13 protein-coding genes are annotated in these 14,449 nt (G+C 65.9%); 4 read left to right on the plus strand and 9 right to left on the minus strand.

Annotated features, from left to right (window positions below):
• The first annotated feature begins 82 nt into the window (after positions 1 to 82).
• On the plus strand, positions 83 to 550 hold the full coding sequence (locus H290_RS0105240; protein WP_020105720.1) for an RDD family protein: 468 nt from the start codon (positions 83 to 85) through the stop codon (positions 548 to 550).
• Between the two features lie 60 nt (positions 551 to 610).
• On the opposite strand, the gene H290_RS0105245 is transcribed toward H290_RS0105240, so the two are convergent.
• The 6 genes from H290_RS0105245 to H290_RS0105270 all read right to left on the minus strand — a co-directional run bounded on the left by H290_RS0105245 (position 611) and on the right by H290_RS0105270 (position 7,575).
• A complete protein-coding gene (locus H290_RS0105245; protein WP_020105721.1) occupies positions 611 to 1,351 on the minus strand; it encodes a DUF4191 domain-containing protein in 741 nt (246 codons plus the stop codon).
• Between the two features lie 99 nt (positions 1,352 to 1,450).
• Complete coding sequence (gene lipA, locus H290_RS0105250; RefSeq protein WP_020105722.1) at positions 1,451 to 2,503, minus strand: lipoyl synthase; 1,053 nt, start codon at positions 2,501 to 2,503, stop codon at positions 1,451 to 1,453.
• Complete coding sequence (gene lipB, locus H290_RS0105255; protein ID WP_020105723.1) at positions 2,500 to 3,249, minus strand: lipoyl(octanoyl) transferase LipB; 750 nt, start codon at positions 3,247 to 3,249, stop codon at positions 2,500 to 2,502. Before lipB ends, lipA begins: the two co-directional genes overlap by 4 nt.
• Positions 3,249 to 4,148 carry a TIGR01777 family oxidoreductase gene (locus tag H290_RS0105260; RefSeq protein WP_020105724.1) on the minus strand — a complete coding sequence of 300 codons (900 nt, stop codon included), beginning with the start codon at positions 4,146 to 4,148 and terminating at the stop codon, positions 3,249 to 3,251. Before H290_RS0105260 ends, lipB begins: the two co-directional genes overlap by 1 nt.
• Before the next feature lie 8 nt (positions 4,149 to 4,156).
• On the minus strand, positions 4,157 to 5,929 hold the full coding sequence (gene sucB, locus H290_RS0105265; RefSeq protein ID WP_028462812.1) for a 2-oxoglutarate dehydrogenase, E2 component, dihydrolipoamide succinyltransferase: 1,773 nt from the start codon (positions 5,927 to 5,929) through the stop codon (positions 4,157 to 4,159).
• Positions 5,930 to 6,063: 134 nt separating this feature from the next.
• Positions 6,064 to 7,575, minus strand: a complete 1,512-nt coding sequence (locus H290_RS0105270) for a leucyl aminopeptidase (protein ID WP_020105726.1) — start codon at positions 7,573 to 7,575, stop codon at positions 6,064 to 6,066.
• A gap of 90 nt (positions 7,576 to 7,665) precedes the next feature.
• Here H290_RS0105270 and gcvT point away from each other — a divergent pair, with 90 nt between their 5' ends.
• Positions 7,666 to 8,784, plus strand: coding sequence for a glycine cleavage system aminomethyltransferase GcvT (gene gcvT, locus H290_RS0105275; protein WP_020105727.1), 1,119 nt, complete (start codon positions 7,666 to 7,668; stop codon positions 8,782 to 8,784).
• A gap of 56 nt (positions 8,785 to 8,840) precedes the next feature.
• Positions 8,841 to 9,941: a branched-chain amino acid aminotransferase gene (locus tag H290_RS0105280; RefSeq protein WP_020105728.1), complete on the plus strand. Its 1,101-nt coding sequence runs from the start codon at positions 8,841 to 8,843 to the stop codon at positions 9,939 to 9,941.
• Between the two features lie 41 nt (positions 9,942 to 9,982).
• Here H290_RS0105280 and H290_RS0105285 read toward each other — a convergent pair whose 3' ends face one another.
• From H290_RS0105285 to H290_RS0105295, 3 genes are read right to left on the minus strand one after another with little or no spacing between them, the layout of a single operon-like run.
• The gene (locus tag H290_RS0105285; RefSeq protein ID WP_020105729.1) at positions 9,983 to 10,747 is read right to left on the minus strand and encodes an adenosylcobinamide-GDP ribazoletransferase; all 765 of its coding nucleotides are present in this window, start codon (positions 10,745 to 10,747) and stop codon (positions 9,983 to 9,985) included.
• A 6-nt stretch (positions 10,748 to 10,753) separates the two neighbouring features.
• Positions 10,754 to 12,487, minus strand: a complete 1,734-nt coding sequence (cobT, locus tag H290_RS0105290) for a nicotinate-nucleotide--dimethylbenzimidazole phosphoribosyltransferase (RefSeq protein WP_020105730.1) — start codon at positions 12,485 to 12,487, stop codon at positions 10,754 to 10,756.
• 6 nt (positions 12,488 to 12,493) lie between these two features.
• A complete protein-coding gene (locus tag H290_RS0105295; RefSeq protein ID WP_020105731.1) occupies positions 12,494 to 13,162 on the minus strand; it encodes a DUF3043 domain-containing protein in 669 nt (222 codons plus the stop codon).
• Between the two features lie 131 nt (positions 13,163 to 13,293).
• On the opposite strand from H290_RS0105295, the gene H290_RS0105300 reads away from it, so the two are divergent.
• Positions 13,294 to 14,340 carry a glycerate kinase gene (locus H290_RS0105300; protein WP_020105732.1) on the plus strand — a complete coding sequence of 349 codons (1,047 nt, stop codon included), beginning with the start codon at positions 13,294 to 13,296 and terminating at the stop codon, positions 14,338 to 14,340.
• Positions 14,341 to 14,449: the final 109 nt, after the last annotated feature.

A 14,449-nucleotide genomic window follows, 5' to 3' on the forward strand; every position in this document is an offset into this window, starting at 1 on the left:
CTGACCATGTCGATTTGTTGTGTGAGATGGGCCGCACAATGCGTGGTGAGGCTGTTCTCCCAGCACATCTATGATTGAGCCCATGGGACGAATCACCGGATCGTGGCTTTCTGGTCCGCAGGCGGCACTCGGAGAGAACGGCGAAGTAGGTTCTTACCGCGGAGAAAAGCTCGGTCTGCCCGAGTCCGGCCCGAACTCACTGGCGTCGTCCTGGCATCGCTGCCTCGGTTTGCTCGCCGACTGGCTGATGTCCGGTGGTGTCACGCTGATCTTCGTCCGTGACCTGGAGTCGCCGATCCTGTCGAACGTGGTGCTGCTCGTCTGGTTTGTGGTCGGTGTCGGGTCGGTGACCGCATTCGGCTTCACCCCGGGACAGTTCCTCACCGGCATGCGGGTGGCCCGCGTCGACGGGGGAGTACGGGTCGGCTTCGTCCGCGCATTCGTCCGGCAGATCCTCATCGTCTTCCTGGTGCCACCACTGATCAACGACTACGACGGACGCGGTATGCACGATCGGGCCACCGGTACCGCCTTAATTCGCACTCGCTGACAGCACCCAAAAAACCACCCGTTCCAACTGGCGCGGGTGGTTTTTGTTGATCTGGGGTGATCAGCGACGACGTGCGGTGCGCTGGATGCTGCGCATCTTGGCGCCTGCGGGCATCGGGCCCTTGGGCATGCCCGGACCGGGTGTTTTGCCACCGAGTGCGGCAAGGCGCGACTCGAGCTGGTCGATGCGCTTCTTGTCGATGTTGCTCGGGAGTTTGTTCAGGTGCCGCTCAAGGTTCTTCAGCGGGATCTGACCCTCTTCGTTGCCGACGGTGATGTCGTAGATCGGAGTGTCGCCGACGATGCGGGCAACGCGCTTCTTCTCCTGGGCCAGCAACGACTTGGTGCGGACGGGAGAGCCTTCGGCGACCAGGATCACACCCGGCTTTCCGATCACGCGATGGATGGCGTCGAGTTGGGCGGTTCCGGAGACGGCCTGCTTGACCCGCCATTGCCCACGCATGTTGTCCAGGGCCCAGGCAGCGGCACCGGCCTGACCGTCGGCCTTCTTGAACACCGTCTTCTGCACCCGGCGTCCGAAGATGAGGAACGCGAGCAGCACACCGAGCAGGATGCCCATCGGAAGGACAAAGATCAGACCGCCGATGAAGATCCCGATGAGAACCGCGATCACCGTCAAGCCGACGATCACGCCGATCATCAGGGGCAACAGCAGCTTGTCTTCTTTGCGCTGCATCTGGAACGCCTGCCACAGCTGTTTGCGGCGAGCGCGCGACGCTTCCCTACGAGCAGCCTTCGCAGCTGCCTTTGATTCCTTTGTCGCTTTTGTTGCCTTCGCCATACCCACCAGGATACTGGCCCGTGGTCGCGGTCCGGTCAACGCGGTACCCCGGACTCGACCGACGGTGTGACTCGGCTCGTGGAGAGCGCCGATCAGAGTTCAGCGAGCGAGTCGGGCAATCAGTGACGAGGCTTCCTGGCTGGCGGTTCCGCCGTCGGCGAGATGCGACATCGCTTCGGGGAGTTCCCGTCCGTGATGCTTCATCGCCTGCGCGTACAGACGTCCGGCCCGGTACGAGGAGCGAACCAGTGGTCCGGCCATGACACCGGCGTAGCCGAGGTTCTCGGCGAACGTCGAATGCTCGACGAACTCCTCGGGCTTGACCCACCGGTCCACCGGATGGTGCCGCGGCGACGGACGCAGGTACTGCGTGATGGTGAGGATGTCGCAGCCGGCCTCGTGCAGGTCGACCATCGCCTCGGTCACCTCTTCGGGGGTTTCGCCCATACCGAGGATCAGGTTCGACTTGGTCACCAGGCCGGCATCGCGGGCTGCGGTGATGACGTCGAGGCTGCGCTGGTAACGGAATGCCGGACGGATCCGCTTGAAGATGCGCGGCACGGTTTCGACGTTGTGCGCCAACACCTCTGGGCGCGAAGCGAAGACCTCGGCCATCTGGTCGGGATCGGCGTTGAAATCGGGGATCAGCAGCTCGACGCCGGTGGTCGGGTTGAGTTGTTTGATGTACCGGACCGTCTCGGCGTAGAGCCAGGCACCGCCGTCAGGAAGGTCGTCGCGGGCCACACCGGTCACGGTGGAGTAGCGCAGACCCATGGTGGCGACACTCTCGGCCACCCGGCGGGGCTCGTCGCGATCGAGATCGTCGGGCTTGCCGGTGTCGATCTGGCAGAAGTCGCAGCGGCGGGTGCACTGCTCGCCGCCGATCAGGAAGGTGGCCTCGCGGTCTTCCCAGCACTCGTAGATGTTGGGGCAGCCGGCCTCTTCGCAGACAGTGTGCAGGCCCTCGCTCTTGACCAGTGCCTTGAGTTCGGTGAACTCCGGGCCCATGGTGGCGCGGGTCTTGATCCACGACGGCTTGCGCTCGATCGGGGTCTCGGAGTTGCGGGCCTCGAGGCGCAGAAGTTTGCGTCCACCCGGGCCTGCTGCTGCCGTAGCGCTCGATTTGGCTGGTTTGTCGTGAGAAACAGTCACTGGAGTGATCCTACGCGGGGTTGATTGTCACGCTCGGTGACCGTGGTTGATGCAGAGTGGGTGGTCACGGGCAACGTCCCGTCGAGGGCGTCGACCACCGCCTTGGTGAGCAGCGGCCGGACCTCGTCGACGGTGATCGGGCGACCGAGTTCGTTCGTGAGGGATCCGGCCCCGGCGTCGGGTATGCCGCAGGGAATGATGGCTTCGAAGGCACGCAGGTCAGGATCACAATTCAAGGCGATTCCGTGCAGCGCCACCGCCCGTGCCACCCGGATGCCGATCGCGCCGATCTTGCGGTCGCGGCGGGGCCCGGGCGCGTCGAGGCCCGGGCTATCGACCGCCCAGACACCCGAACGGCCGTCGACGCGGAAGGTCGGCAACCCCAACGCCTCGCAGACGTGGATCATCGCCTCTTCCAGCCGCCGGACGTAATCGACCACATCGACCGGACTGGCCAACGCAACAATCGGGTAGGCGACAAGCTGTCCGGGGCCGTGCCAGGTGATCTTGCCGCCGCGGTCGACGTCGATCACGGGTGAGCCGTCGGTGGGACGATCCGCATCCTCGGTCCGCCGGCCCGCGGTGTACACCGACGGATGTTCGAGCATCAGCAGGACGTCGTGGTCAAGGATGCCGTCGGCACGTTCGTTCGCCAGCCGGTGTTGCAGGTCGAAGGTCTCCTGGTAGTCGACGCGGCCGAGCCAGCGGATTTCGAGGGGCGTGTCGGACAGTCGGGCGCTGGACATCAGGAGGCCTTGCCCAACGCGTATGCGAGCGCAGAGTCGAGGGTGGGATGACGGAATTCGAAGCCGTTGTCGATCAGCACTTCAGGTACAACGTTCTGACCCTGCAACAACATTTCCTCGGCCATCTCACCGACTGCCTTCGACAGCACGACACCTGGTACCGCGAACACCGTGGGCCGCCCGACGGCACGCCCGAAAGCCTTCGTGAACTCGGTGTTCGTGACCGCTCGGGGTCCGCACATGTTGACCGGACCGGCCAGCGGCCGCGTCAACACGAACTCCAGGACCCGTACCGCGTCGAAAAGACTGATCCACGGGAAGTACTGCCGACCGTTGCCCAGGCGGCCACCGAGGCCGAGCCGGTACAGCGGTCGCAGCTTGCCGAGCAGGCCGCCGGACTGCGACAACACCGGCGCTGTGCGGATCAGGGCGATCCTGGTCGAGGACCCGGACGCCGCAGCGGTGAGCGCCGCGGCTTCCCAATCGGTGGTGAGATCGGCCAGGAACCCGGTTCCGGCGGCGTCCTTCTCGGTCACGGCTCGTGAACCGGTGTCGCCGTAGAAGCCGGTTGCGCTGGAACTCACAAAAATCGGGACGCCGGCGAGTCGCACGCTCTCGGCAAGGACTTGTGTCGGGATGATCCGGCTGTCCCGGATCTCTTGCTTCACGCGTCCCGACCACCGGTGGTCGGCGATACCCCGACCACAGAGGTTGACCACCGCATCGACCCCATCCAATGCTTTGGGATCGATGCCGAACGAATCAGGCGCCCAATGGATCTGGTTCGGGGCGGTAGAGGGTTGGCGAACCAGGCGGATGACCTGATGGCCGGCCCCGGTGAGACTTTCCACCAGGGCCGAGCCGATCAGGCCAGAAGATCCCGCTATGGCGATCCGCATGGACTTTCTTACAGTCCCAGGTCTGCCTCGAACGCGGCTTCTTCGAGGCGATGCTTCACGGTGCTCAGGAAGCGGCCGGCGTCAGCGCCGTCGATCAGGCGGTGATCGTAGGTGAGCGGCAGGAACGACATCGAGCGCACCGCGATCGACTCCGAACCGTCCGCACTGGTCATCACGACCGGACGCTTGACGATGGCACCCGTACCGAGCATGGCCGCCTGCGGCGGAACCAGGATCGGGGTGTCGAAGAGTGCGCCCTGGCTACCGATGTTGGTGATGGTGAACGTTCCACCGGTGAGGTCGTCGAGCTTGAGTTTGTTGCTCCGTGCCCGCGCGGCGATGTCCGCGATGGCCCGTGCCAGACCGGCGATCGAGAGATCGTCCGCGTTGTGGATGACAGGGGAGAGCAGACCCTGCTCGGTGTCGACCGCGATCCCGAGGTGGACCTTGGAGTAGTACGTGATCTCCTTGGCCTCTTCGTCGATCGAGGCGTTGACGTTCGGATGCGCTTTCAGTGCCTCGACGACTGCCTTGGCGATGAAGGGCAGGTAGGTCAGGTTGACACCCTCGCTGGCCTTGAAGCCTTCCTTCGCGGCTGCCCGCAGCGTGGCGATCTTGGTCATGTCGACCTCGAACACCTGGGTGAGCTGTGCGCTCTCCTGCAGGGATTCGCGGGTCTTCTTGGCGGTGATCTGCCGGATCCGGTTGATCTTCTGCGTGGTGCCGACCAGCTTGGCGAGCTCCGGGCTCGGTTTGGCCGGCGCCGACTTGGAGGGTTCCGACTTCGCCTGTGCTGCAGCCGGTTCCGGGGTTGCCGGAGCTGCGGGGGCCTTGGCGGCCTCGGCGGCGGCCAGCACGTCCTGCTTGCGGATGCGGCCACCGACACCGGTGCCCTTGATGGCGCTGAGGTCGACGTTGTTCTCGGCCGCGAGCTTGCGGACCAGCGGGGTCACATACGGGGTCGACTCCTGGTCGGCCCCGGACTCGGCTGCCGGCTTGGATTCTTCCTTCGGAGCAGGCTCTTCCTTCGGGGCCGGCTTCGATTCTGCGACCGGCTCGGGCTTTGCCTCCGGCTCGGGCTTTGCCTCGGGCTCGGGCTCGGGCTCCGGTTCCGGCGTGGCCTCGGGCTCAGGTGCGACGGTGGGCTTGGAGTCGGCAGAGCCGACCACGGCCAGGCGACCGCCGACCTCGATGACGTCGTCCTCGAGGGCGATGATCTCGAGCAGGGTGCCTGCGACAGGCGACGGAATCTCGGTGTCGACCTTGTCTGTGGAGACCTCCAGCAGCGGCTCGTCGGCCGCGACGGAATCGCCGACCTCTTTGAGCCAACGGGTGACGGTTCCCTCGGTGACCGACTCGCCCAGTTCGGGCATCGTGATGTCGGTGCCCTCGGCGGACCCGCCGGCCGACGAAGCCGAAGCCGCTGGTGCCTCGGGCTCCGATTCGGGCTCCGATTCGGGTTCGGGTTCGGGCTCGGCTTCCGGCTCGGCAGTTTCCTGTGCGGGGGCTTCTTGTGCCGGGGCACTGTCACCGGCGGACTCGCCGGCGTCACCGATCTGACCGAGCTCGCCGCCGACCTCGACGACATCGTCTTCCTGCGCGACGATCTTGATCAGGACGCCGGACGTCGGTGCCGGGATCTCGGTGTCGACCTTGTCGGTCGACACTTCCAGCAACGGTTCGTCGGCCTCGACCGTGTCACCCTCCTGCTTGAGCCACCTGGTGACAGTGCCTTCGGTGACGCTTTCACCCAGGGCTGGCATTTGGACGGAGAAGGCCATCGTTGTCGACTCCTTGATTTCGAGAACCGGTGTGCGGTCTACGGTCTGGGCCAAACCACCGGTGTTGGTGGCAGGCATGTGGTTGGTGATACGCCGGATGAGGCGAACCGCCGTTCTAAACCCTACCTTTTGCCTCATCCTTCGGCAGCGATGTCCTCCAGTACCGCAAAGATGGTCCGTACCGGCACCCCGGTTCCACCCTTACCGGTGTAACCCCAAGGGCCGCCGGTGTTGAAAGCCGGCCCGGCGATGTCGATGTGGACCCACTGCACGTCCTTCGCAACGAACTCCCGGAGGTAGATGCCGGCCGAGAGCATTCCGCCCCACCGGTGATTGGTGACGTTGGCGAGATCGGCGACCCGGGAATCGAGATCCGGCCGGAGCTCTTCCGGAAACGGCATCGGCCAACCCGATTCACCTTCTGCCTGCGAGATCGTTGCGACACGGTCGCGGAACTCGTCGGTGCCCATCACGCCCGGGGTACGGGTGCCAAGGGCGACCAGCTGCGCACCGGTCAGGGTGGCGGTGTCGATCAGGTAGTCGGGCTCGTCTTCGCAGGCGCGCACGATGGCGTCGGCCAGGATCAGCCGGCCCTCGGCGTCGGTGTTGATGACCTCGACGGTCTTGCCGCCGTATTGGGTCAGGACGTCACCGGGCCGCTGCGCGGTGCTCGACGGCATGTTCTCGGCCATCGGAACCGTGGCGATCACGTTGACGCCGACATTGAGTTCGGCCGCCAGGATCGCCGTGGCGATGACGGCTGCGGCGCCGCCCATGTCGGAGGTCATGTTCTCCATGCCGGCGGCCGGCTTGATCGAGATGCCACCGGTGTCGAAGGTGACGCCCTTTCCGACAAGGGCGACGGTCTTGGCCTTTCTTCCGGCGCTGTGGCTCAGGCGCACGAGGCGTGGCGGACGCGAGCTGCCCTTGCCGACGCCGACGATGCCGCCGTAGCCGGCCTTGTCCAGGGCGGTTTCGTCGAGGATCTCGACCTTGAGTCCGGCAGCCGATCCGAGGGCCTTCGCGCGGTCGGCGAACTCCTCGGGGAACAGGTGGCTCGGTGGGGTGTTCACGAAGTCGCGGGCGATGGACACGGCGCGGGCGATGGCCTTGGCGCGATCCAATTCGGCCTGCGTGGTCTTGTCGGCGACGGGCACGATCAGGCGAACCGCCGTCAGCGGAGCCTTCTCGGGCGGAGTCGAACGGAACTCGTCGAAGCGGTACGCGCCGAGGAAGAACCCCTCGGCGGTCGCTGCCAGACCGGCGACCGGAAGGCTGGTCACAGCCGTGGCCACACCTTGCAGGCTGCGCGCGGCCACACCCGCCTGACGGCGAACGTGTTCGGCATCGTCGAGTTTTTCTGCCGCGCCGAGTCCGACGGCGAGCACCGATGTCACCCCCAGCCCTGCGGGCGCGGGAAGTTTGGTCAGTTCACCGGCCGAACCCTTGGCGCCGACGGCGGCGAGCGCATCGTCGATCGCGGAGGCCGTGGCATCGTCGAGCAGGCCGTCACCGATGACCAGGCTCGGGGCCCCGTCCTCGTCGGCGGTGGTCAGTCCGATGACCAGAACGTCGTCGTCCTTGCTGATCCCGGTGACCAATGACAGTTCAGGACCCAGCTGACGTATCGCGCTTGACTTGCTCACACTTCACTCCCACTCGTAGCCGAACCCTTGCCGAGGACCAAGCTTAGTGGTCGCGCCTTCGTCACACTCGCGGCGCGATAGCGTTGCCACATGAGCGAAGGTGAATTGCTTGCCGGCCCGATCGAAGATCTGCATCGCGAACTCGGCGCGAGTTTCGCCGAATTCGGCGGCTGGAACATGCCGGTGTCGTATGCGGGCACCGTGGCCGAACACACCGCGGTCCGCGAGACGGTTGGAATCTTCGACGTCAGTCACCTGGGCAAGGCCTCGGTCACCGGAACGGGTGCGGCCGAGTTCGTCAATCGCTGCCTGACCAACGATCTGAACAAGATCCAGCCGGGCAAGGCCCAATACACGTTGTGCACCAACAGCTCTGGCGGTGTGATCGACGACCTCATCGCCTACTGGGTCTCCGACGACGACGTGTTCCTCGTCCCCAATGCGGCCAATACCGCAGCCGTGGTGGCCGCTCTGGCGGCGGTGGCTCCCGAGGGCGTCGAGGTCACCGATCGTCATCGAGACTTCGGGGTGTTCGCGGTGCAGGGCCCGCAGTCCTCTGCGGTGTTGTCGGGGCTGGGGCTGCCCACCGACATGGAGTACATGTCGTTCGCAGACACCGAAATGGTTGTGGGTCAGGAGCGTTACCCGGTCCGGGTCTGCCGGACCGGCTACACCGGTGAGATCGGTTACGAATTGCTGCCGGCCTGGGGCGACAGCGAACCCGTCTTCGCGGCGCTGTCCGCCGCCGTCATCGCGGCCGGTGGAGCCCCCGCCGGATTGGGTGCCCGCGACACGTTGCGGACCGAGATGGGCTACCCGCTGCACGGCCACGAACTGTCCGTCGACATCAGTCCGCTGCAGGCCCGCTGCAGCTGGGCCGTCGGCTGGCGCAAGCCCGAATTCTTCGGTCGCGACGCACTGCTCGCCGAGAAGGAATCCGGTCCGGCGCGCCGCCTGTGGGGCCTGCGGGCAACCGGACGCGGTGTTCCGAGGGCTGACCTCGCGGTCCTCGACGGGCCGGGTGGAACACAGATCGGCGTCACCACGTCGGGAACGTTCTCGCCGACCCTCAAGACGGGAATAGCTCTGGCGCTCATCGATTCATCGGCGAATGTCGCCAAGGGTGACACCGTGGTGATCGATGTCCGTGGCCGCGCGCTCGAATGCGAGGTCGTTCTCCCGCCGTTCGTGACCGCCGGGACCAGCTGAATTCGGTCCGGTCCACCGGAGAAATGGCTCCCGATGTCAGGCGATAGGATTGACGCATGACTTTGGAGTTCGCCCGGACCGAACACCCGCAGCCGCTGTCGGCAGAACGCCGTGCGGAAATCCTGGCTGCCCCGGGGTTCGGTAAGTACTTCACCGACCACATGGTGACCATCGATCACAGCGCCGATCAGGGCTGGCACGATGCGCAGGTACTTCCGTACGGACCGATCCAACTCGACCCGTCGGCGATGGTTCTGCATTATGCGCAGGAGATCTTCGAAGGTCTCAAGGCCTACCGCCAGGCGGACGGGAGCATCTCGTCGTTCCGCCCCGACGCGAACGCGCGGCGCATGCAGCGTTCGGCGCGGCGTCTGGCGATGCCGGAGTTGCCGGTCGAGGACTTCATGGGCTCGTTGCGTGCGCTGGTCGACGCCGACAACCTCTGGGTTCCGGAGGCCGGTGGCGAGGCCTCGCTTTACCTGCGTCCGTTCATGATCGCCACCGAAGTCGGGCTCGGCGTGCGTCCGTCGAGTGAATACAAGTACCTGCTGATCGCCTCGCCCGCCGGGGCCTACTTCACGCGTGGTGTGCAGCCGGTGAGCGTGTGGCTCTCCACCGAATACGTGCGGGCTGCGCCAGGCGGAACGGGTGCGGCAAAGTTCGGTGGCAACTACGCCGCTTCGCTGCTCGCACAGGCACAGGCCGCCGACAAGGGCTGCGATCAGGTGGTCTGGCTCGACGCCATCGAACGCCGTTTCGTCGAAGAAATGGGTGGCATGAACCTGTTCTTCGTCTTCGGCTCCGGTGCCGACGCCAAACTGGTCACCCCGGAACTGTCCGGCTCGTTGCTCCCGGGCATCACCCGGGAATCGCTCCTGCAGCTCGCCGCCGACGCGGGCTTCGAATGCGTCGAACGCAAGATCAGCGTCGAAGAGCTGCGCAAGGGGGTGGCCTCCGGCGAGATCACCGAGGTCTTCGCCTGCGGTACCGCCGCCGTCATCACCCCGGTCGGTCACGTCAAGGGCGAGACCGACGACTACACCATCGGAGACGGGCGCCCGGGTGAGGTCACGATGGCCTTGCGCGACACGCTCACCGGTATCCAGCGCGGCACCTTCGCCGACACCCACGGGTGGATGACCACGCTCCACGGCTGATCTCGGCCGCAGGTACGTGGGCCCGGGTCGCGAATCGCGACTCAGGCGATCAGTAGTCCGCAGATGGCGATCAGGGCACTGAGTTCGATCAGCGCGCCGAGCACGTCGCCGTTGACACCGGCGAATCGGCGGGAGCAGTGAAAGCTGAACCACCAGGCGAATCCGACGACGGCCAGCGCGCTCAGCACGCCCGGAAGCGGTAGCGCCGGGTCCACCATGTAGCCGACCGCAATCGCACCGAGCGCCCAGAAAACGATAGTGAGGCGTTGTGTCCCGGCGGTCAGGGCGCCGAATTTCGATTCTTCGGTCGCGGACAGATTCACGCGGCATCCGACGACCGGTGCCACCCGGCTGGCGAAGAGCACGAAAACGATTGCAGCCCAATCGCTCTGCTCTATCAGGGCACCGTAACCAGCCGCCTGTGCGACCAGGACCAGAACCAACGTGGCGGCGCCGAACGGGCCGGCGCTGCCGCTGTGCATCACCTTGTGCACGCGTTCGGGTGAACCGAAACACCCCAATCCGTCTGCGGTATCCGATAATCCGTCCAGATGCATTCCGCGGGTGAGGATCGCGAGGACCCCGACGATCAGCAGGCCCGCCAGCAGCGGGGGCAGCTCGGTGTGACCCAGACCGACAGCGATCGCCGCGGTGATCACACCGAGCAGTGCTCCCACGAGCGGCGCCGATCCGATCGCCGCGCCGCCCAGCGCCCGGTCAAAAGGACCCTTGGGTGCCGGGATCGGCAGGATCGTCAACCACGAGATCGCGGTCTGTGGACCCCGAAATGCGGCTCGCACATTCATCTGTGGTCAGGAAGACGCATCGGGTGCACCACTGACCTGGGCTTCGGCAAATGTCGCCATCGATGCGAGCGTGTTCACGGCGGCCTGCACGATGGGGAGTGCGGTCAGGGCCCCGCTGCCTTCACCGAGGCGCATCGACAGGTCGAGCAGAGGTTCGAGATCAAGATGCCGCAAGGCGATTCGATGAGCCGGCTCGGCCGAGCGGTGTCCGGCCACCCACCATTCGCGGGCGCCGGGTGCAAGGTCGTTGGCCACCAGTGCGGCCGCGGTCACCACCAGGCCGTCGAGGATGACAGGTGTCTTGCGCAAAGCGGCCTGCGCCAGGAATCCGGCCATCGCGGCGATCTCGGCGCCGGAGACAGCCCGCAAGAGTTCGAGGGGGATCCGCGTGTGGGACCGGCCCCGGCGCATACCGTCTCGCACCGCCGCGGTCTTACGGATCCAGCCGTTGTCGTCGATGCCGGTGCCGCGTCCGACGACCACCACGGGCTCGGAATCGGTGAGCAGGCCGATCAGAACCGTGGCCGGCGTGGTGTTCCCGATACCCATCTCACCGGCGATGAGAAGGTCCGCGCCGGAGTCGATCTCCCGATCGGCGATGGCACGGCCGGCTGCCAGGGCAGCGCGGGTCTCTTCGGTGGTCAAGACATCTTCACGCGTGAGGTCACCAGTGCTGCGGCGAACCTTGAAGCGGCTCACCGCTTCCGGGGTCTGAGCGTTCACGGCCAGATCTTCTACGCGTACCCGCGCGCCGTTTTGCTTGGCCAGCACGTTGACGGCCGCACCGCCGGCCAGGAAATTCCCGACCATCTGCGCGGTGACCTCGGGGGGAAATGCCGAAACGCCTGCCTGGGCGACGCCGTGGTCGCCGGCAAAGATCACCACGGTGGGTTCGGTGATCGGGCGAGGTGGGCACACTCCCTGGCAGGAGGCCATCCAGATGCCGATCTCTTCGAGCCGCCCCAGTGATCCGGGCGGCTTTGTCAGTTCCCCGTGGCGTTCGCGTGCAGCGATCGCGGTATGGCGATCTGGTGCGTCCACGAAATCGAATTGTTCGGGATTCTCGAACTCGGTGACCGGTACCGGATCTTCGGTCGCGGCAGGGTCGTGTAATGCGGCCGGGGCAGGTACCGGTGCCGGAACAGGTACCGGCTCGGGTGCCGGAATCGGCGCCGGCACAGCGGATGTCACTGCCTGCGGCTCAGCGTCGACGGCCGCGCCGCCGCGTAGTTCGAGTGTTCGTCCCGCAACGACCAGGACAACCCGTTCGCAGACCGCGGCAACCGCGGCATTGACGATGCCCAATTGGTCCTGGAACAGCCGACCGGCGGGAACGGGTGCGACCAGCGAAAGGCCGACCTCTGGACTGATGATCACCAGATCTCCGGTGAAATCGGCCACCGCCGTGGACAATTCCGTCACCACGGCGGACATGTCGAAGTTCTCGTCGTCCCAGCCACCGACCGAGTCGATATGCCCGCTCAGCCAGCTGCCGAGATCGTCGACCAGCGTCGGCGCGACCGGGTCACGGCGCAATTCGGCTGCGACGTCCGCGGATTCGACCGTGGTCCACGTGCTCGGACGTCGGGCCCGGTGGGCCTCGATCCGGTTCGACCACTCCGGATCACCCGTCGCCGGATCCGAGGCCGTCGCCAGGTATCTGACACCGCTTTCGGGCAGCAGGCTTTCGCCGAAAGCTGATTTACCCGAGCGTATTCCACCAAGTACGAGGGTTCGCATCACCGATCAGACCGCGTCGCCCGGCTTGACCGTGGGGCGAGGTGCACGCATGAATCGCATCTGCATGGCGCGGCTGAATCCGTACCAGGTGAGTTTGAAACCACCATCGGTGGTGTTCGGGAAGCGTTCGTGGACCCGGTTGTTGAGGGTACGTCCGAGCAGGAAGCCGTCGATGACCAGGAAGACGACGAATACCAGCATGAACAGCGTGGCGTAGACCGCAAGGGCGGGCAGGAACATCACGAGAATCAGCAGAATCGCAAACGGCATGAAGAGGCCCGCGAAGTTGCGCCGCGAATCGACGATATTGCGGGCGTACCGACGGACTTCGCCCTTGTCGCGAGCCATCAGGTAGCGCTCGTCGCCGTCCATCATCTTTTCGCGCTGGTCGGTTCGAGCCTTGCGCCGTTCATCGGACTGCGCGCGCTTCTCGTCCTTGGTCAGGTTGACCGTCGAACCCTTCAGTTCGCGTTTGCGAGCCCGGGCCTCGGCGCGGGTCGTCGGAGCCGGAGCAACCGGACCGCGTTTCTTGCCCTGGGCGTCGCGACGCTTGGGCGTCGGGCGGCCCTTGCCCTCGGTGTACCTGCGATCGGCCGCAGCTTCTTCCGGCGTCTGCTCGACGGTCGACGTCGTAACGGACTCGGCGTCGTCGTCTTTTTTCCAGGGCAATTTCACCTATCCAGATTATCTCGCCTGCGTAGGCAGTGGCTGCCGGGTCTGCGACTTCGCGGTTTGTGACGGCTGTGGTGCTTCGATGAACGATCTCGGGCCCTGCCGAAGGGGGCTGTCCTTCTTATACTTCGTCCATGAAGGCTTTGATCGCCCCGGATTCGTTCGGCGACACCCTGACCGCTGTGGCCGCCGCGGAGACGATCGCTGCCGGTTGGGCGTTGTCCCGGCCGGACGACGAATTGATCCTGGCGCCGCAGTCCGATGGCGGCCCCGGATTCGTGTCGGTCCTGGCCAGCCGGTTCGGATTTATCCATACAGAAACCGTTCCGGGACCGTTGGGTGCGCTGGTGGATGCGGACTGGCTGCTCCAGGGTGACACCGCATACATCGAATGCGCGCAGGCCTGCGGTCTGCACCAGCTGGGCGGTCGCCCGTCACCGCGGACCGCGGTCGCGGCGGACACCTACGGGGTGGGCCGGCTCGTCGCGGCAGCGGTTGCCGCCGGTGCGGTGAAGATCGTCGTCGGTCTCGGTGGCAGCGGCAGTACCGACGGAGGCAAGGGTCTGGTTGATGCCCTCGGTGGACTGGAAGGCGCGGCACAGCTGCTGCAGGGCGTGGAACTCGTCGCCGCGTCCGATGTGGAGAACCCGCTGCTCGGCCCTGATGGCGCAGCCGCCGTATTCGGTCCGCAAAAGGGTGCCGACCCGGACACCGTCGTCGCGCTCGAGCAGCGGATGACCACCTGGGCGACACTGCTCGGAGAGTTCGCCGGCCATGACATCAGCCCGCTCGCCGGTGCCGGCGCCGCGGGAGGACTGGGAGCGGTGCTGCTGGCACTCGGTGGCACCCGGATCTCCGGGGCCACGGTGATCGCGGAAGCGACCGGCCAGGCCGAACTGATCGCAGGCGTCGACCTGGTGATCACCGGCGAGGGCAAATGTGATGAGCAGACCCTCAAAGGGAAGGTCGTCGCGGCCCTGACCAGCGCTGCCCGAGCGCATGGGATCCCGACGATCGTGCTCGCCGGACAGCTCGCCCTGACTCCTGCGCAGATCGCCGAGGCCGGCATCGCACGAGGTCACGCCATCGTCGAAGTCGCCGGATCGGTTCAGCGGGCGATGGACGACGCTCAGAATCAACTGACCGAGCTCACTCGCCAGGTGGCTGGCACATGGTCATGACCACCGGCGGCCGACCTGTGTGATACGCGGGAATAGGCCGGGACGGAGTACGGTTGTATCCGACGGAAGTTCGCATCCGATCCCGGACCACTGTGGGTTCGCACGCCGA

This window comes from Nocardia sp. 348MFTsu5.1 (assembly GCF_000383535.1).
GTDB lineage: Bacteria > Actinomycetota > Actinomycetes > Mycobacteriales > Mycobacteriaceae > Williamsia > Williamsia faeni.